Source organism: Micromonospora sp. WMMD980 (genome assembly GCF_029626035.1).
GTDB lineage: Bacteria > Actinomycetota > Actinomycetes > Mycobacteriales > Micromonosporaceae > Micromonospora.
The window spans coordinates 6,298,820-6,315,111 of record NZ_JARUBE010000003.1 but is presented as its reverse complement, the minus strand read 5'-3'; the positions used below and the strand labels follow the sequence as shown (position 1 = coordinate 6,315,111).

The following is a 16,292-nucleotide window of genomic DNA, read 5'->3' as shown; positions in this document are numbered from 1 at the left end:
CCGACGCTAGGTGCCGGAGCCGTTCGGACGCCAACCAATTCCGGCTGTCGTGACGACGGTCGCGCTAGCGGTCGACCTCGGTGAAGTCCCAGCTGTGCGGCGGGCGGGCGACCAGCCGCATGGGCGGCTCGGGGAGGTCGCGCGGGTTGTTCCGCCACTTGGAGATGACCACCAGCCGGTGGTCGGTGGAGGAGAACACCTCGCTGCCCACGTGCATCGGGTCGTGATCGAACGCGGGCAGCGCGGTCTCGCAGACCCAGGTGATCAGGTCGGCGAAGCCGTACGGCTCGGCCTTCGCCTCCCACATTCGGACGATCATGTCGGTTTCCTCCCCGGTCAGACGCTGACCACGGTCAGCGGCATCGCCGAGTCGGCCGGCAGGTCCAGCCGGGTCGGGGCGACGCCCGCGGCGACCAGGTGCGAGCCGAGCGCCGCCACCATCGCGCCGTTGTCCGTGCAGAGCTTCGGCCGGGGCGTACGCACCCGGACGCCGTGCTTCTCGGCCCGCTGCTCGGCCATCGCCCGCAGTCGGGAGTTGGCCGCCACCCCGCCGCCAATCACCAGCGTGTCGATCCCGCTGCGGCAGGCGTCCAGCGCCTTGCCGACCAGCACGTCGCAGACCGCCTCCTGGAACGACGCCGCCACGTCGGCCACCGGCACCGGCTCGCCGGCCCGCTGCCGCGCCTCCACCCAACGAGCCACCGCCGTCTTGAGGCCGGAGAAGGAGAAGTCGTACCGGTGCGCGGCCAGGTCCTTCGCGGCGGTCAGCCCGCGCGGGAACACGATCGACGCCGGGTCGCCGGCCCGCGCCTCCCGGTCGATGTACGGCCCGCCGGGGAAGGGCAGCCCGAGCAGCCGGGCCACCTTGTCGAACGCCTCACCGGCCGCGTCGTCGATGGTGGCGCCGAGCGGGACGACCCCCCGGGCCAGGTCGTCGACGCGCAACAGCGAGGAGTGCCCGCCGGAGACCAGCATTGCGATCGCCGGCTCGGGCAGCGGCCCGTGTTCCAGCGTGTCCACTGCCACGTGCGCGGCGAGGTGGTTCACCCCGTACACCGGTTTCTCGGCGGCCACCGCGTACCCCTTGGCGGCGGCGACGCCGACGAGCAGCGCGCCGGCCAGGCCGGGCCCGGAGGTCACCGCGATGGCGTCGACGTCGGCGATGGTGACCCCGGCTTCCCGCAGCGCCCGGTCCATGGTCGGCACGATCGCCTCCAGGTGGGCCCGGCTGGCCACCTCGGGCACCACCCCACCGAACCGGGCGTGTTCCTCGACGCTGGAGGCCAGCGCGTCGGCGAGCAGCGTGTGCCCGCGCACGATGCCCACGCCGGTTTCGTCGCAGGAGGTCTCGATGCCGAGGACCAGTGGTTCGTCAGCCATGCTCGTCAGTCCTCGTTGCGCTGCATGACCAGCGCGTCGGTGTTGCTCGGTTGGTAGTAGCCGCGCCGCACGCCGATCGGCTCGAAGCCGTAGCCGGCGTAGAGCCGTTGCGCCGGGCCGTTGTCCGCGGCGACCTCCAGCAGCGTGCTGCGGACCCCCCGCCGGGCCGCCTCGGCGAGCAGCGCCTCCAGCAGCAGCCGACCGACGCCCCGGCGCTGGGCGTCCCGGCGGACCGCGATGTTCTGCACCCACGCCTCGTCGGGCGGGGCGACGGCCAGCCCGGCGTAGCCGGCGACGCTTCCGTCGTCGTCGGTGGCGACCAGGTAGAAGTGCCCGTTGGCGAGTTCGTTCCAGAACATGCCCGGGGTCCACTGCTCGGCGCCGAACAGGTCCGCCTCGATGGGCAGCACCTCGTCGACGTGCCACCAGCGGAACCGGCTCAGCCTCATCGCAGGACCGGCTTGTGGCCGGTGGCCGCCACCGCGTCCGGGCGGCGCAGGTAGAGCGGGGTCAGTGCCTCGCCGGGTCCGCCCGCGCGGATCCGCGACGCGGCGAGACCGGCCAGCGCCAGCGGGTCCGGATAGCGCGGCTCGTCCCGCACCGGCAGCCCGAGCACCTCGGCGTAGCGGTGCGCGCCGTCGCCGACCGCGACGGTGACCGCCAGCTCGCGGGCCCGCTCGGCGACGAGCGCCGGGGCGGCCACCTCCGGCCCGGCGACGCGCCGGCCGGCGCCGTCGTAGACGGCCCAGTAGACCTCGCGGCGCCGCGCGTCGCTCGCCACCAGCACCGCCTCACCCGCGCCCGCCGGCTGGCCTGCCGCCGCTGGCTGGCCTGCCGCCGCTGGCTGGCCGAGGCCGTCCAGGGAGCAGACGCCGTACGTCGGGACGCCGAGCACCTGGCCCATGGTCGCGGCGGTGACCAGGCCGACCCGCAGCCCGGTGAACGGCCCGGGACCGAGCCCGGCGACGATCGCGGCCAGGTCGGCCGGGCGCGCGCCGGCGGCGGCGAGCACGGCCTCGACCTGTGGCGCGAGCAGCTCACCGTGGGCCCGGGCGTCGACCGTGCACCTCGACGCGCGCGGCGCGACGCCGTCCGCCGAGACCTCGACCAGCGCCGCGGTCACCGCGGGCGTCGAGGAGTCCACCACCAGTACGAGCACGGTGAACCAGCCTAGCCGCCTCCCGACGAGCCCCGCCCACCCCATCCCGTCACCGTGCGTAGCGCCCCGGTAGAAGGCATCACGTTCCAGCGGTATACCTCTCAGTCATTTTTATGACCCAGCGGTATACCGCTGGAAAGTGGACTGTCATCCTGCGGGCATGACGGAGAGTCGCCTGGTCCGGCAGATCGCCCACGCCCTGCGGCACGAGCGTGAACGGGCCGGACTGACCCAGCAGGCGCTGGCCGACCGGGCCGGGCTCAGCCAGGCCGCCATCGCCCGGATCGAACGAGGCGACCGGCTGCCCAGCCTGACCACCGCGGAACGCCTGCTCACCGCGCTCGGCCGGCAGTTGCGGATCGAGGTCGAGCCGCTGGACAGCCACCTGGACGCGGCGCTCGACGAGGCGGCCGCGGCCGACCTGGACGAACGGCTCACGGATCTCAAGCTGGACCGCCTGGTCGACGCCCTGGGCGACCTGCCCTACGTGCTCGCCGGCAGCACCGCGGCACTGCTTCAGGGCGCGCCGATACCGGTGGCGGCGGTCGAGATCGCGGTGCGCTGGCGGGACTCTTCGACGTTCACCGCGTTCCTGGAGCGGGCCTACGCGCAGCGGTGGAACGCCCGCTGGGGGGAGTGGGGCGGCGTACGCCACGAGCCCGAGGAGCGCGGCGAGCACCGATGGCTGACCCGACACGGCGAGCTACGGGCCAGGATGGTCGACGAGTTGCCCGAGCCGATCGAGGTGCGACACGGCGGGCGGACCTACCCGGTCGAGCCGCTGGTGCAGGTGGAGGTGGCCGACCGGCGCACGGCCGAGCTGCTGCGCCGGCACCGACAACGCCTGGCCGCCGGCACCGGCGAACCGGACGAAGCTGGCGGGTCAACCCGCTGAGCGGGCCCAGTCGACCGTGGGTAGACCCGCGTCGGCCAGCGCCTTGTCGGCCGCGCTGAACGGCCGGCTGCCGAGGAAGCCCTTCGGGTTCATCGGGCTGGGATGCCCGGCCTCCAGCACCACGTGCCGAGGATTGGTGACCAGCGCCGCTTTCTTGCGCGCGTAGCCGCCCCAGAGCAGGAAGACCACCCGCTGGTCGAGCGCGTCGAGCGCCTTGATGGTGGCGTCGGTGAACTCCTCCCAGCCCCGGTTGGCGTGCGAGCCGGGGCTGGCCTGCCGGACCGTGAGCACCGAGTTGAGCAGCAGCACGCCCTGGGCCGCCCAGCCGTCCAGGTTGCCGCTGCGCGGCTTCGGCACACCCAGATCCGCCTCCAGCTCCTTGAAGACGTTGCGCAGCGACGGCGGCACCGCCACGCCCTCGCGCACGCTGAAGCTCAACCCGTGCGCCTGCCCCGCCTTGTGATAGGGGTCCTGCCCGAGGATGAGCACCCGGGTCTGGTGCGGCCCGCACAGCCGGTAGGCGGAGAACAGGTCGGCCAGCGGCGGGAAGACCGTGGCGGTCGCGTATTCCCCGGCGACGAACTCGGCCAGCGCCGCGGTGCGGGCCGGGTCGAGGTGCGGGGCGAGGACCGCCCGCCACGGCTCGGGCAGGAGCGCCAACAGGTCGAGGGCGGGGGCGTCGTCGGGCATCGGCAACCTTTCGCAGTCGTCCCCGGGACTCTAGGCAGCCGGTACGACAGCGCTCAGTCGAGGGTGGCCAGCCGGGTCGCCCAGTCGCCGCCGACCGGCTCCAGCGTCACCACCCGGGTGTCGTCGTCGTGCCGGTCGATACGCACCCGCAGGTGGGCGTCGACGAGCTGCTCGACCATCCCCTCGCCCCACTCCACCACGGTGACCGCCTCGTCCACCGAGGCGTCCAGGTCGAGGTCGTCGATCTCGGCCCGCGGGTCGGCGGACTCGCCCAGGCGGTACGCGTCGGCGTGCACCAGCGTCACCCGGCCGCCGCGCGCCGGATCCGGCCGGTGCACCCGGGCGATGACGAAGGTCGGCGAGGTGATGTCGCCGCGCACGCCCAGACCGGCGCCCAGGCCCTGGGTCAACGCGGTCTTGCCGGCCCCCAGCGGGCCGCTGAGCAGCAGCAGGTCCCCGGCGCGCAGCACGCCGGCCAGCCGCCGGCCGAACGCGTGGGTGTCGTCGACGGTCTTCAGCTCCACCACCACGGTCACCGGGTCACCGACTCCAGGAACCGTTCCAGCGCCGCGTTGACCTCGTCGGCGTGCTCCAGCATCACCACGTGCCCGCTGTCGTGGATCTTCACGAACTCGGCCTCCGGCAACCGCCGGACGATCTCCTCCGAGTGGGTCACCGGCGTGATCATGTCCTTGTCCCCCACGATCACCAGCACCGGCGTGCCGGCCAGCGCGGCCAGCGCCGGGAACCGCGAGTGGGTGGCCAGCGTCCGCAGGTAGCGGGTGACCGTGTCGGCCGAGGTGCGGGAGTTCATCATCTCCACGTACGACACCAGGGCCGGGCTGGGCTTCGGGGTGCCGAAGCCGTACTTGCGGGTGAGCAGCCAGGCCACGTTCGAGGTCGACCGGCGGGCCTTGTCGATCACCGTGCCGCCGTAGCGGGTGGCGTTGCTCATCATGTAGAGCACCGGCGCGCCGACGCGGCCCAGCAGGGCGGGCGCCACCAGCTTGGTCTCCGCCGCCAGGCCGCCCGACGTGGCCATCAGCACGGTGCCGACCACCCGGTCGCCGAACAGCTCCGGGTAGAGCTCGGCCAGCGCCATGATCGTCATGCCGCCCATCGAGTGCCCGACCAGCACCAGCGGGCCCTCCGGGGCCACCTCGTCGAGCACCCGGCGCAACGTGCGGCCCAGCGCGGTCAGGTCGTACTCGCCGGTCTCCAGCCGCCCGGACCGGCCGTGCCCCGGCTGGTCGTACGCGACCACGCGGTAGTCGCCCCGCTCGGCGAGCATCTCGCGCTGGAAGTGGAACGTGCCCATGTCCAGGCAGAAGCCGTGCACCAGCACGACGGTCGGGTGCCCGGCGACCGGCCGGGTCGGCTCGACCACCTCCACGTGGATGTCGGTGCCGTCCGGCATCTCCAGCCGGTACGCCTCGTCGTGACGCTGCTGACCGAAGACCTCGTGGGCGTACCGGTCGGCGGGGTCGTTCTTGAGCCGGCGGACCAGCACCCGCTCGCTGACCACGCCCGCCGCGAGCCCGGCGGCGGCCACCCCGACGGCGGCGCCGACCAGCCCGGCGACCTTGCCGGCGGCGCCCCGTGGACGCGGCACCCTCATGCCCGCTCGCCGTCGTAGACGCGCGGCACCCGCACGCCGCCGAACCGGGTGACGATCTCGTAGTTGATGGTGCCGACCGCCTCGGCCCAGTCGTCGGCGGTGGGTTCGCCGTCCGCGCCGCTGCCGAACAGCGTCGCCACGTCGCCGGCGGCCACCTCGTCGTCGCCGCAGTCGACCACGAACTGGTCCATGCAGACCCGGCCGGAGATGGTCCGCCGCTCACCGCCGAGCAGCACCGGGCCGGTGTTCGAGGCGTGCCGGGGCACCCCGTCGGCATAGCCGAGCGGCACCACGGCCAGGTTGCTCTCGGCGTCGGTGAGGTAGGTGTGGCCGTAGGAGACGCCGGTGCCGGCCGGAACCCGCTTGGTCAGCATCACCCGGGCCCGGGCCGTCATCGCCGGGCGCAGCCCGAACCGCTCGCCCTCGATCGGCGACAGCCCGTAGACCGCGATCCCGGGACGGACCAGGTCGAAGTGGGTGTCCGGCCGGGTCAGCGTGGCCGCCGAGTTGGCCAGGTGCCGGTAGCGGGGCCGCAGGCCGGCCCGCGTCACCATCTCCAGCCCCTCGTGGAAGATCGCGAGCTGACGGTCCGTGGTGGGGTGGCCGGGCGAGTCCGCGTACACGAAGTGGCTCCACACGCCGACCACCTCGACCAGGCCGTCGGCCTGGGCCTTCGCGGCGGCCTCCAGCAACGCCGGCCAGTCGGCGACCGTGGCGCCACCCCGGGACAACCCGGTGTCGATCTTGAGGTGCAGCCGGGCCGGGCGACCGGCCCGGCGACTCGCCTCGATCATCTCGTCGAGCTGGGTCAGGCTGGCGCACCCGAGGTCGACCCCCACCGCGATCCCGTCGTGCAGCGGCAGGCCCGGATCGAGCAGCCAGGCCAGCACCGGGGCGGTGATCCCCTCCTGACGCAGCCGGAGTGCCTCGTCGAGGGTGCAGACACCGAGCTGGTCCGCGCCGGCGTCGAGCGCCGCGCGGGCCGCCGGCACCATGCCGTGCCCGTAACCGTCGGCCTTCACCACCGCCATCAGCTCGGCGCTGGTGCCGGCCTTGAGCCGGGCCACGTTCTCCCGGATCGCGTCGAGATCGACGCGCACCTCCGACTGCCACATGCCCCCAGCCTACTTCCGCCGGTGATCATCGTGGCCGTGAGCCGCCCGGCAGGCGCCTCCGGCCGGCCCCGGATCAGCCCAGACCGGCCAGCACCGGACGCAGCGCGGCGGCCACGTCGGGCGCGGTCACCGGACCGCCGCGCGCCGCCTCCCGCCCGGCCAGCCCGTGCAGGTACGCCGCCGCGGCGGCGGCCCGCTCGGGGGCCAACCCGGCGGCGAGCAGGGAACCGAGCAGCCCGGCCAGCACGTCGCCGGTGCCCCCGGTGGCCAGGGCCGGGGTGCCGGTCGGGTTGACGTAGGCCCGGCCGTCGGGCGTGCCGACGATCGTCCGGTCGCCCTTGAGCAGCACCACCGCGTTCATCCAGGCGGCCAGCCGCAGCGCGGCGGCGACCCGGTTCTCGCCCGGCGCCTCGCCGCAGAGCCGGGCGAACTCCCGGTCGTGCGGGGTCACCACGATCGGGGCGCCCCGCCCACGCAGCCGGTCGGCGAGCTTGCCGTCGACGAGCAGCGTCAGCGCGTCGGCGTCGAGCACCACCGGCACCGGCGCGGCCAGCACCGCGCGCAGCTCGGCGGCGGACTCGTCACCGGTGCCCAGCCCCGAGCCGCACACCCAGGCCTGCACCCGCCCGGCGTCCGCGACCCCGCCGGTGGCGATCACCGACGGGTGCTGGCGCACCACCTCGGCCCGCGCGCCGCCGGCGTAGCGGACCAGGCCGGTCGGGCCGGCCAGCGCGCCGCCGACGGAGAGCACCGCAGCCCCGGGGTAGGTCGCCGAGCCGGTGGCCACCCCGACCACGCCCCGGGAGTATTTCTCCGACGAGGCGCCGAGCGCCGGCCACCAGTCGACCAGATCGGACCACTCGGTCACGCGCACGGCCGGCGAGCCGCGCAACCACGGCGTCAGCCCGATGTCGACCAGGTCGACCTGCCCGGCCAGCTCGGCGGCCGGACCGACCACCAGGGCCGGCTTGAGCGCGCCGAAGGCCACCGTCACGTCGGCCCGGACCGCGCGGGGCCGCCCGGCGTCGGTCAGCGGGACGTGGCCGGTGTCCACCGCGACGCCGCTCGGCACGTCCACCGCGACCACGGTGGCCCGGGCGCCGTCCCGGCCGAGGCGACCGGTCAGGCTCGCGGCGAGCTGGTCGGCGGTCTCCCGCAGCCCACCGGCGCCGCCGATGCCCACGATGCCGTCGAGCACCAGATCGACCACGCCGGCCGGCCGGTCGACCACCCGGCCGCCGGCGGCGCGCAGCGCGGCCAGGCCGTCGGCGTGTGCCCGGCCGGGGGTGAGGAGCAGGGCGTCGACCGCCGCGCCCCGGGCCGCCAGGCGAGCGCCCGCATGGAGGGCGTCGCCGCCGTTGTCACCGGAACCGACGAGCACCAGCACGCGGGCGCCGTAGACCCCGCCCCGGTCGGCCAGCAGCAGCGCGCAGCGGCGGGCCAGCCCGGCGGCGGCCCGTTGCATCAGCGCCCCGGACGGCAGCGTGGCCATCAGCCCCGCCTCCGCCGCCCGCACGTCCGCGACCCGCCACACCGGTCTCATGCCACCCCGCCCCGTTCGTTCCTGCCGGCCGAATCGGCCCCGATCACGAGCCTCACCCTACCGGCGTGCCGGCTCCCGGGCCGGCCGCCGACGAGCCCTGTGGACAACCGGCGAGGTTGTCCACAGGGCCCGCGCGGGCGGTCCCGCCGGTCCTAGCGTCCCCGCTGTCCGGGACCGGCCGGTGGGGCCGGCGGGGTGGGGAGGTCGTCGTGGTCGTGGAACCGTTCACCGTCGATCCGGAAGTGTTGCGCTCGGTGGCCCGAGGGCTGGCCGACGACGCGTTCCGGCTGGCCCATGGGCCGGGCGGGGCGCTCGGCCCGGTGGGGCCACCGCCGGACGGGTGGCGGGCCGGCACGGCGCTGGACGAGCTGGAGGCCGCCGTGCGGCGCTGGTCCGGCGCGCTCGCGGCCCGGGTGGCGGCCACCGCCGAGGCGCTGCGCGGCGGCGCGGAGGGCTACGAGGCGGTGGACGAGCGGGCCGCCCGCCGCCTCGTCGGGATCACGCGATGACCGGCGGCGGACGGTCCCTACCGACCGCCGACCCACCGGTCGGCTACGCGCAGCTCTGGCGGGCGGATCCGGGGGCCTGGCTCACCGCCGGGGCGGCCTGGCGCGGGCTCGCCGGCCCGGTGCGCCGACGGGCCGACGGGCTGGGCGCCCACGCCGACGTCCTCCGGCCCGGGTGGTCCGGCACCGCCTCGACGGCCGCGCGGCGGCGGATCGGCGAGCTGCGCAGCACGCTCACCGACGTGCTGCCCGCGCTGTTCGAGGTGGACCAGGCGCTCGCCGAGTTCGCCGCCCGGGTGAACGTGGCGAAGGCCCGGCTCGGCGCCGAGGTGGCCCGGGCCGAGACCGGCGGCCTGGCGGTGGACCGCACCGGCGCGATCCGGGCCGACCCGGCTCGCCCGGTCGACCTGGCCGGCCCCGCGGTGGTCCGCGCGCAGGCCGGGATCCGGGGCGCGCTGGCGCTGGCCGGCGCGGCGGACCGCGAGGTGGCCGACCGGCTCGGCGCGCTCGCCACTGCGGCGGTGACCGGCTGGGTCAGCGTTCCGCCCGCCCGGCGGCCGGGGCCCGGAGCCGGGCCGGCAGAGGTGAGCCGCTGGTGGGCCGGGCTGAGCCCGGCCGAGCGGCGGTGGCTGGTGGGGCACGAGCCGGGCCGGACCGGCCGGCTCGACGGGGTGCCGGCCGGCGCCCGCGACCAGGCCAACCGGCTGCTGCTCGCCGACCGGCGGGAGGAACTGCTCGCCCACCGGCTCGCGTTGCTGCGCCCGCTGCCGGCCGGCCCGCTCGAAGTGACCCGACGCGCCCGGCTGGCCGGGGTGGACGCGGCGCTGCGGGGCCTGGACGGGCTGGGCGAACGGCTGGCCACACCGGGCGCACCGCGCGCCTACCTGCTGGGGTTCGACTCGGCCGGTGACGGTCGGGCGGTGGTGGCGCTGGGCAACCCGGACCGGGCCGGCGCGGTGCTGACCTACGTCCCGGGTATGACCGCGGACCTCGCCGACGCGCCCGCCGAACTGGGTCGGGCGGCGCGGGTGCTGGAGCGGTGCGCGGCGATCGGGCCGGGCGAGGAGACGGCGGCGGTGCTCTGGCTCGACTACGACGCGCCCGACTTCCTCCCCGAGGCGTCGTCGGCCCGCCAGGCCGAGGCGGCCGGGCCGGCCCTGCACCGGTTCCAGGAGGGGCTGCGGGCCACGCACGAGGGGCCACCGGCCCGGCAGACGGTGCTCGGGCACAGCTACGGTTCGCTGGTGGTCGGCGCCGCCGCGCGCGACCACGGGCTGGGCGCCGACGCGCTGGTCTTCGTCGGGTCACCCGGGGTCGGCGTCGACCACGCCTCCGAGCTGCGGATGCCGGCCGGGCAGGTCTGGGCGTCGACCGCGCCCGACGACGTGATCCGGCTGGTCCGCGAGCCCGACGAGCTGGCCCGGCGCGCCGTGCTGGCCGGCACGCCGCTCGGCCCGGCGCTGGCCGTGCTGGATCCGCACGCCGAACGCCTGTGGTTCGGCGCCGACCCGAGCACGCCGGGCTTCGGCGGCCGGCGCTTCCCGAGCGCACGGCACGGTCACACCGGCTACTGGGACTCCGACAACCCGGCGCTCGACGGGATGGCCCGGATCGTGCTGGGCCGGTGAACGGCGGCGGCCCCCCTCCGCCCAGGGGCGGAGGGGGGCCGGAAAGTCGGGCGGGCTACTCGACGGTGACCGACTTGGCGAGGTTCCGCGGCTGGTCGACGTCGTGCCCCCGGGCGGCGGCGATCTCGGCGGCGAGCACCTGGAGCGGCACGGTGGTCACCAGCGGCGCCAGCAACGTCGGGGTACGCGGCACGTAGATCAGGTGATCGGCGTAGCGGACCACCGCCTGGTCGCCCTCCTCCGCGATCACGATGGTGCGGGCGCCCCGGGCACGCACCTCCTGGATGTTGGAGACGACCTTGTCGTGCAGCATCCCCCGGCCCACCGGCGACGGCACGATGCAGATCACCGGCGTGCCCTTGTCGATCAGCGAGATCGGCCCGTGCTTCAGCTCGCCGGCGGCGAAGCCCTCGGCGTGCATGTACGCCAGCTCCTTGAGCTTCAGCGCGCCCTCCAGCGCCACCGGGTAGCCCACGTGGCGGCCGATGAACAGCACGGTCGGCTCGGACTTCAGCTCGCGGCCGAGCGCGCGGACCGGCTCGATCCGGTCCAGCAGCTCGCGCAGCTTGGCCGGCATCTCCTGGAGCTGGGACACCACCGCGCCCACCTCGTCGGCGAACTTGATGCCGCGCACCTGGGCCAGGTGCAGGCCGATCAGATAGCACGCGACGACCTGGGTGAGGAACGCCTTGGTGGAGGCGACCGCGATCTCCGGGCCGCCGTGGGTGTAGAGCACCGCGTCGGACTCGCGCGGGATGGTCGACCCGTTGGTGTTGCAGATGGCCAGCACGCGGGCCTTCTGCTCCTTGGCGTGCCGCAGCGCCATCAGCGTGTCCATGGTCTCGCCGGACTGCGAGATCACCACGATCAGGGTGGACCGGTCGAGCACCGGGTCGCGGTAGCGGAACTCGCTGGCCAGCTCCACCTCGCAGGGGATCCGGGTCCAGTGCTCGATGGCGTACTTGGCGACCAGCCCGGCGTGGTAGGAGGTGCCGCAGGCGACGATGAAGATCTTGTCGACGTCGCGCAGGTCCTGCTCGCTGAGACGGACCTCGTCGAGCGCGATCTCGCCGCTCTCGGTGAGCCGGCCGAGCAGCGTGTCGGCGATCGCCTGCGGCTGCTCCTCGATCTCCTTGAGCATGAACCAGTCGTAGCCGCCCTTCTCGGCGGCCGACGAGTCCCAGTCGATGTGGAAGTCCTTACCGGAAGCGGGCTGGCCGGCGAAGTCGGTGATCTCGATGCTGTCCGGCGTGATCAGGACGATCTGGTCCTGACCCAGCTCGACCGCGTCCCGGGTGTGTTCGATGAACGCGGCCACGTCGCTGGCGAGGTAGTTCTCGCCGTCGCCCCGGCCCACCACGAGTGGCGAGTTGCGCCGGGCGCCGACCACCGCGCCGGGGATGGCCGCGTCCACGGCGAGCAGCGTGAACGCCCCTTCGAGCCGCTCGCAGACGACGCGCATGGCCGAGGCGAGCAACTGCGGGCTGTCGGCCTCGCCGGCGGAGCGCAGGTCGGCGAGCGCCCGGGCGATCAGGTGCGCGGCGCACTCGGTGTCGGTGTCGCTGGCGAACTCGACGCCCTCGTCCTCCAGCTCGGTACGCAGCTTCGCGAAGTTCTCGATGATGCCGTTGTGGATCACCGCGACCCGGCCGTCCGGGGAGACGTGCGGGTGGGCGTTGCGGTCGGTCGGGCCGCCGTGCGTGGCCCAGCGGGTGTGGCCGATGCCCGTGGTGCCGTCGCCGATGCCGATCGGGCTGGCGGCGCAGTCCTCGGGGTTGTCGGCGGCCCGTTCGGAGAGCACCTTCTCCAGGTTCGCCAGCTTGCCGGCCTTCTTCTCGGTCAGCAGCTCGTCGTCGCAGACGACGGCGACGCCGGCCGAGTCGTAGCCGCGGTATTCCAGCCGTCGAAGTCCGTCGAGCACGATGCCGAGCGCCGGGCGCGCACCGGCGTAACCCACGATTCCACACATGGTCCGCAGCCTAACCCAGTTTCGCTCACCGCGCGTGCGCGGAAGGCCGGTTAACGATCACCGCTCATGAGCGAACCGGTCGCCCCAGCTCACCCACCGGACAAAACGCGCAGCCCCCGCGCACGCCCCACCCCGACACCCACCACCAACCGGGATCACCCATCCGCATCGCGGGAAAATCACAGATCTTGGTACGAAAGTGCCCCTCCGGGGGCCGTTTCATACCAAGATCTTCGGCCGAACCGGCGGAACGGCGGAACGGCGGGGGCGCGCGGATGGCGGTGAGCCCCTACATTGAGGGCCCGCCTCGCCCCCCTCCGCGTCGTCCGCGCCGTACCCCTGTGAGCTGAGCCGATGTCCGAGACGACTTCCTCCCCCGAGCCGACCCCCGGTCCGGGGGACCCGACCGCGGCGCCGGCCGCCGGGGAGCCCGCTGCCTGGACGCCACCGGATCCGCTGACCGCGCCGCGGCCCTGGACCCCGCCCGCGCCCTGGTCGCCCTCGGAGCCGGGCCCGTGGGCACCGCCCGGCAGCGGCCCGGCCGGCCCGATCACCACATCCGGCCCGCCCACCCCGTCGGGCGCCTACCGGCCGGGTGGGACCGGCCACCCGGCCGTCCGACCGGCCGCACCCGACGACCACGACGCCACGGATCGGTCCTGCACAGTCGACGGACCCGCCGGCCCCGACACGCCGGGCTGGCCGCCGGCTCTCCCCCCGGGCGGGCCGTACCCGGGCGGACCGCAACCGGGCGGGCCGCAACCGGGCGGGCCGTACCCGGGCGGGCCGTACCCGGGCGGACCGCAACCGGGCGGGCCGTACCCGGGCGGGCCGTACCCGGGCGGACCGCAACCGGGCGGGCCGTACCCGACAGGGCCGTACCCGCCGCCGCCGTACCCCGCCGGCCCGTACCCGCCGGGGCCGTACCCGCCGCCGTACGCGTATCCCGGCGGGCCGCCGCGCCGGTCGAGCGGGGGCTGGGTGGTCGGGCTGGTGATCGCCGTCGTCGTCGCCGTGGTGCTGTCCGTCTGTGGCTGCGTCGGCCTCGGCGCGCTCGGCGGCTTCGTCGACGGGGCGACCTCGTCCGACGAGCCCTACGACGAGCCCTACATCTACGGGCCGGACGAACCTGCCCCGGCGCCGAGCACCTCGGCGCCCGCCACCCCGGTCACCACCCCCTCCGGCGGGCCCGGCACGTTCACCGTGGTCTACGAGGTGACCGGGGCCGACCAGGTCTACGTGCAGTTCTACGACGCGGACGCCAACTTCTTCCAACTCGACGACGTGGACGCGCCCTGGCGACTGCGGTTCACCGCGAACGACCGCCAGCGGGTGCAGATCATCGCGAGCCCGTCCGAATCCGGCGAGGTGACCTGCCGGATCACCATCGACGGGAAGGTCGTCTCGCGGGACTCGGGTGAGTACGGCGCGACCTGCTTCGGCTGGTGAGGGCCCGGCGGCGGGCCGTAGGCTGGCCGCCGTGACGACGACCGATCCGCTGGTGGCCCGGATGCGGCCGTTCGGCACCACCATCTTCGCCGAGATGTCGGCGCTGGCCGTGCGCACCGGCGCGGTCAACCTGGGGCAGGGCTTCCCGGACACGGACGGCCCGCCCGAGATGCTGGCCGCCGCCGCCGAGGCGCTGCGTACCGGCCACAACCAGTACCCGCCGGGCCCCGGGATCCCCGCGTTGCGCGCGGCCGTGGCGGCCCACCAGCGCCGGTTCTGGGGTCTGGAGTACGACCCGGACGGCGAGATCGTGGTGACGGCCGGCGCGACCGAGGCGATCGCGGCGGCCATCCTGGCGCTCTGCGAGCCGGGCGACGAGGTGGTCTGCTTCGAGCCGTACTACGACTCGTACGCCGCCTCGATCGCACTGGCCGGGGCGGTGCGCCGGCCGGTGACGCTGCGCCCGGGCACCGACGGCCGGTACGCCTTCGACCCGGCCGAGCTGCGCGCGGCGTTCGGGCCGCAGACCCGATTGGTGCTGCTGAACTCGCCGCACAACCCGACCGGGAAGGTGTTCACCGCCGACGAGCTGGCGCTGGTCGCCGAGCTGTGCGGGGAGCACGGCGCGTACGCGGTCACCGACGAGGTCTACGAGCACCTGGTCTTCACCGACGCCGCCGCGCCACACATACCGCTGGCCACGCTGCCCGGGATGCGGGAGCGGACACTGCGCGTCTCCTCGGCCGGCAAGACGTTCTCCTGCACCGGCTGGAAGGTCGGTTGGGTGAGCGGCCCGGCGTCCCTGGTGGCGGCCGTGCTGCGGGTGAAGCAGTTCCTGACGTTCGTCAACGCGGGCCCGCTGCAACCGGCGGTGGCGGTGGCGCTCGGGCTGCCGGACGCGTACTTCACCGGTTTCGCCGACGACCTGCAACGCCGGCGGGACCAACTGGTGGCCGGGCTCGCCGACGCCGGGTTCGGGGTGCTCGCGCCGGAGGGGACCTACTTCGTGACCGCCGACGTCTCCCCGCTCGGCGGCCGGGACGGGGTGGAGTTCTGCCAGGCCCTGCCGGAGCGGTGCGGGGTGGTGGCGGTGCCGACGCAGGTCTTCTACGACGACGTGGCGGCGGGCCGCCGGTTGGTCCGGTTCGCGTTCTGCAAGCGGCCGGAGGTGCTCGCCGAGGCGGTGACCCGGCTGGGCCGACTCCGGGAGGACGGATGAGCGACGGGTACGCCGAGCGGCTGCGCCGGCTCGCCGCCCAGCGCGGCTGCGACACGATGCTCTCCGGCGTACGCCCGGCGACGGCGCGGGAGCAGTTGGCCGCGCTGGACGCGGTGGCCGGCGACGACCTGCCCGACTTCTACGGTGAGGGCGGCGCGGTGGCGGAGCTGGAGGCGCGGGTCGCCGAACTGCTCGGCGCGGAGGCTGCCGCCCTGTTTCCGTCCGGCACGATGGCCCAACAGGTGGCGGTGCGCTACGGCGCGGAGCTGACCGGCCGGCCCGCCGTCGGCCTGCACCCGCTCAGCCACCCGATGCTGCACGAGCGCGACGCGTTCACCCTGCTCACCGGCGTGCGGGCGGTGCGCACCACCACCGCGCCGCGCAACCCGACGGCCGAGGAGGTGACCGCGCTCGACGAGCCGATCGGCACGCTCTGCCTGGAGCTGCCGCTGCGCGACGCCGGCTTCGTGCTGCCGACCTGGGACGAACTGGTCGCGGTCGTCGCGGCGGCGCGGGCCCGGGGCGCGCGGGTGCACTTCGACGGCGCCCGGCTCTGGGAGTCGACCATCCACCTCGGCTACTCGACGGCCGAGATCACGGCGTTGGCCGACAGCACCTATGTCTCGCTCTACAAGTCTCTCGGCGGCCACGCCGGCGCGGTGCTGGCCGGTGACGCGGAGCTGATCCGGTACGCCCGCGCCTGGCGGCACCGGTACGGCGGCACGCTGTTCCAGCAGTGGCCGGTGGCGCTCGCCGCGCTGGCCGGGTTGGAGCGGGAGCTGCCCCGGCTCGGCGGCTACGTGGGGCACGCGAAGGTGGTGGCCGAGGCGCTGGCCACGCTGCCCGGCGCCCGGGTCCACCCGACGCCGCCGCACACCCACCAGTTCCGGGTCTGGCTGCCCTACCCGGCGGCGGTGCTCGACGCCGCCAACGTCGCGCTCGCCGAGGAGGAGCGGACGTGGTTCGTCGGCGGCTGGCGGGACAGCGAGGTGCCGGGGCTGGCGTTGGCCGAGGTGACGATCGCCGGGCCGGCGCTGGAGCTGGACGCCGACGGCGTACGCGAGCTGGCCGCCCGCTTTCTGCGCCGCCTGCCGACGACCTGATCGCCCCGGCCCGCCGGG

Annotated in this window: 16 protein-coding genes; 6 read left to right on the top strand and 10 right to left on the bottom strand. The window is 75.2% G+C overall.

Annotation, left to right across the window (positions count from 1 at the left end):
• Positions 1–64: 64 nt before the first annotated feature.
• The 4 genes from O7618_RS29980 to tsaB are packed head-to-tail and all read right to left on the bottom strand — an operon-like array spanning position 65 to position 2,539.
• Positions 65–319, bottom strand: coding sequence for a hypothetical protein (locus tag O7618_RS29980; protein WP_278109487.1), 255 nt, complete (start codon positions 317–319; stop codon positions 65–67).
• Positions 320–336: 17 nt separating this feature from the next.
• Positions 337–1,380, bottom strand: coding sequence for a tRNA (adenosine(37)-N6)-threonylcarbamoyltransferase complex transferase subunit TsaD (gene tsaD, locus O7618_RS29975; protein ID WP_278109486.1), 1,044 nt, complete (start codon positions 1,378–1,380; stop codon positions 337–339).
• A gap of 5 nt (positions 1,381–1,385) precedes the next feature.
• Positions 1,386–1,829, bottom strand: coding sequence for a ribosomal protein S18-alanine N-acetyltransferase (gene rimI, locus O7618_RS29970; protein WP_278109485.1), 444 nt, complete (start codon positions 1,827–1,829; stop codon positions 1,386–1,388).
• Positions 1,826–2,539 carry a tRNA (adenosine(37)-N6)-threonylcarbamoyltransferase complex dimerization subunit type 1 TsaB gene (tsaB, locus tag O7618_RS29965; RefSeq protein ID WP_278109484.1) on the bottom strand — a complete coding sequence of 238 codons (714 nt, stop codon included), beginning with the start codon at positions 2,537–2,539 and terminating at the stop codon, positions 1,826–1,828. Before tsaB ends, rimI begins: the two co-directional genes overlap by 4 nt.
• A 160-nt stretch (positions 2,540–2,699) precedes the next feature.
• On the opposite strand from tsaB, the gene O7618_RS29960 reads away from it, so the two are divergent.
• Positions 2,700–3,434 (top strand): helix-turn-helix transcriptional regulator, encoded by a 735-nt coding sequence (locus tag O7618_RS29960; protein ID WP_278109483.1) that lies wholly within the window; start codon positions 2,700–2,702, stop codon positions 3,432–3,434.
• Here the strand turns inward: O7618_RS29960 and ung are convergent.
• The 5 genes from ung to O7618_RS29935 form a co-directional block, all read right to left on the bottom strand.
• On the bottom strand, positions 3,423–4,124 hold the full coding sequence (gene ung, locus O7618_RS29955) for a uracil-DNA glycosylase (protein WP_278109482.1): 702 nt from the start codon (positions 4,122–4,124) through the stop codon (positions 3,423–3,425). The two genes, O7618_RS29960 and ung, sit on opposite strands and share 12 nt — an antisense overlap.
• A 53-nt stretch (positions 4,125–4,177) precedes the next feature.
• Entirely contained in the window at positions 4,178–4,660 is a 483-nt protein-coding gene (gene tsaE / locus O7618_RS29950) for a tRNA (adenosine(37)-N6)-threonylcarbamoyltransferase complex ATPase subunit type 1 TsaE (RefSeq protein WP_278109481.1), read from the bottom strand.
• Positions 4,657–5,742 carry an alpha/beta hydrolase gene (locus O7618_RS29945; RefSeq protein WP_278109480.1) on the bottom strand — a complete coding sequence of 362 codons (1,086 nt, stop codon included), beginning with the start codon at positions 5,740–5,742 and terminating at the stop codon, positions 4,657–4,659. The genes tsaE and O7618_RS29945 overlap by 4 nt, the downstream gene beginning before the upstream one ends.
• On the bottom strand, positions 5,739–6,857 hold the full coding sequence (alr, locus tag O7618_RS29940; protein ID WP_278109479.1) for an alanine racemase: 1,119 nt from the start codon (positions 6,855–6,857) through the stop codon (positions 5,739–5,741). The genes O7618_RS29945 and alr overlap by 4 nt, the downstream gene beginning before the upstream one ends.
• Before the next feature lie 73 nt (positions 6,858–6,930).
• A complete protein-coding gene (locus O7618_RS29935; protein ID WP_278109478.1) occupies positions 6,931–8,400 on the bottom strand; it encodes an NAD(P)H-hydrate dehydratase in 1,470 nt (489 codons plus the stop codon).
• A gap of 209 nt (positions 8,401–8,609) precedes the next feature.
• Here O7618_RS29935 and O7618_RS29930 point away from each other — a divergent pair, with 209 nt between their 5' ends.
• Together O7618_RS29930 and O7618_RS29925 are read left to right on the top strand one after the other, a co-directional pair.
• Entirely contained in the window at positions 8,610–8,909 is a 300-nt protein-coding gene (locus O7618_RS29930; RefSeq protein ID WP_278109477.1) for a hypothetical protein, read from the top strand.
• Complete coding sequence (locus O7618_RS29925; protein WP_278109476.1) at positions 8,906–10,534, top strand: alpha/beta hydrolase; 1,629 nt, start codon at positions 8,906–8,908, stop codon at positions 10,532–10,534. Before O7618_RS29930 ends, O7618_RS29925 begins: the two co-directional genes overlap by 4 nt.
• 55 nt (positions 10,535–10,589) lie before the next feature.
• Here the strand turns inward: O7618_RS29925 and glmS are convergent, their stop codons facing one another.
• Positions 10,590–12,503 (bottom strand): glutamine--fructose-6-phosphate transaminase (isomerizing), encoded by a 1,914-nt coding sequence (gene glmS / locus O7618_RS29920; protein WP_278109475.1) that lies wholly within the window; start codon positions 12,501–12,503, stop codon positions 10,590–10,592.
• Positions 12,504–13,484: 981 nt separating this feature from the next.
• On the opposite strand from glmS, the gene O7618_RS29915 reads away from it, so the two are divergent.
• Genes O7618_RS29915 through O7618_RS29905 form a run of 3 tightly spaced genes read left to right on the top strand, consistent with a single transcriptional unit; the run spans position 13,485 to position 16,274 of the window.
• Positions 13,485–13,952, top strand: coding sequence for an MmpS family transport accessory protein (locus tag O7618_RS29915; RefSeq protein ID WP_278109473.1), 468 nt, complete (start codon positions 13,485–13,487; stop codon positions 13,950–13,952).
• 31 nt (positions 13,953–13,983) lie between these two features.
• A complete protein-coding gene (locus O7618_RS29910; protein ID WP_278109472.1) occupies positions 13,984–15,171 on the top strand; it encodes a pyridoxal phosphate-dependent aminotransferase in 1,188 nt (395 codons plus the stop codon).
• Positions 15,168–16,274: a beta-eliminating lyase-related protein gene (locus O7618_RS29905; protein ID WP_278109471.1), complete on the top strand. Its 1,107-nt coding sequence runs from the start codon at positions 15,168–15,170 to the stop codon at positions 16,272–16,274. Before O7618_RS29910 ends, O7618_RS29905 begins: the two co-directional genes overlap by 4 nt.
• Positions 16,275–16,292 lie beyond the last annotated feature (18 nt).

What these genes read in the sequence shown, in the direction of transcription:
- O7618_RS29925 (WP_278109476.1), top strand. Translation starts at nt 8,906, where the DNA reads ATGACCGGCGGCGGACGGTCCCTACCGACCGCCGACCCACCGGTCGGC.
- O7618_RS29945 (WP_278109480.1), bottom strand. Translation starts at nt 5,742, where the DNA reads ATGAGGGTGCCGCGTCCACGGGGCGCCGCCGGCAAGGTCGCCGGGCTG.
- alr (WP_278109479.1), bottom strand. Translation starts at nt 6,857, where the DNA reads ATGTGGCAGTCGGAGGTGCGCGTCGATCTCGACGCGATCCGGGAGAAC.
- ung (WP_278109482.1), bottom strand. Translation starts at nt 4,124, where the DNA reads ATGCCCGACGACGCCCCCGCCCTCGACCTGTTGGCGCTCCTGCCCGAG.
- O7618_RS29960 (WP_278109483.1), top strand. Translation starts at nt 2,700, where the DNA reads ATGACGGAGAGTCGCCTGGTCCGGCAGATCGCCCACGCCCTGCGGCAC.
- tsaD (WP_278109486.1), bottom strand. Translation starts at nt 1,380, where the DNA reads ATGGCTGACGAACCACTGGTCCTCGGCATCGAGACCTCCTGCGACGAA.
- rimI (WP_278109485.1), bottom strand. Translation starts at nt 1,829, where the DNA reads ATGAGGCTGAGCCGGTTCCGCTGGTGGCACGTCGACGAGGTGCTGCCC.
- O7618_RS29935 (WP_278109478.1), bottom strand. Translation starts at nt 8,400, where the DNA reads ATGAGACCGGTGTGGCGGGTCGCGGACGTGCGGGCGGCGGAGGCGGGG.
- O7618_RS29905 (WP_278109471.1), top strand. Translation starts at nt 15,168, where the DNA reads ATGAGCGACGGGTACGCCGAGCGGCTGCGCCGGCTCGCCGCCCAGCGC.
- glmS (WP_278109475.1), bottom strand. Translation starts at nt 12,503, where the DNA reads ATGTGTGGAATCGTGGGTTACGCCGGTGCGCGCCCGGCGCTCGGCATC.
- O7618_RS29980 (WP_278109487.1), bottom strand. Translation starts at nt 319, where the DNA reads ATGATCGTCCGAATGTGGGAGGCGAAGGCCGAGCCGTACGGCTTCGCC.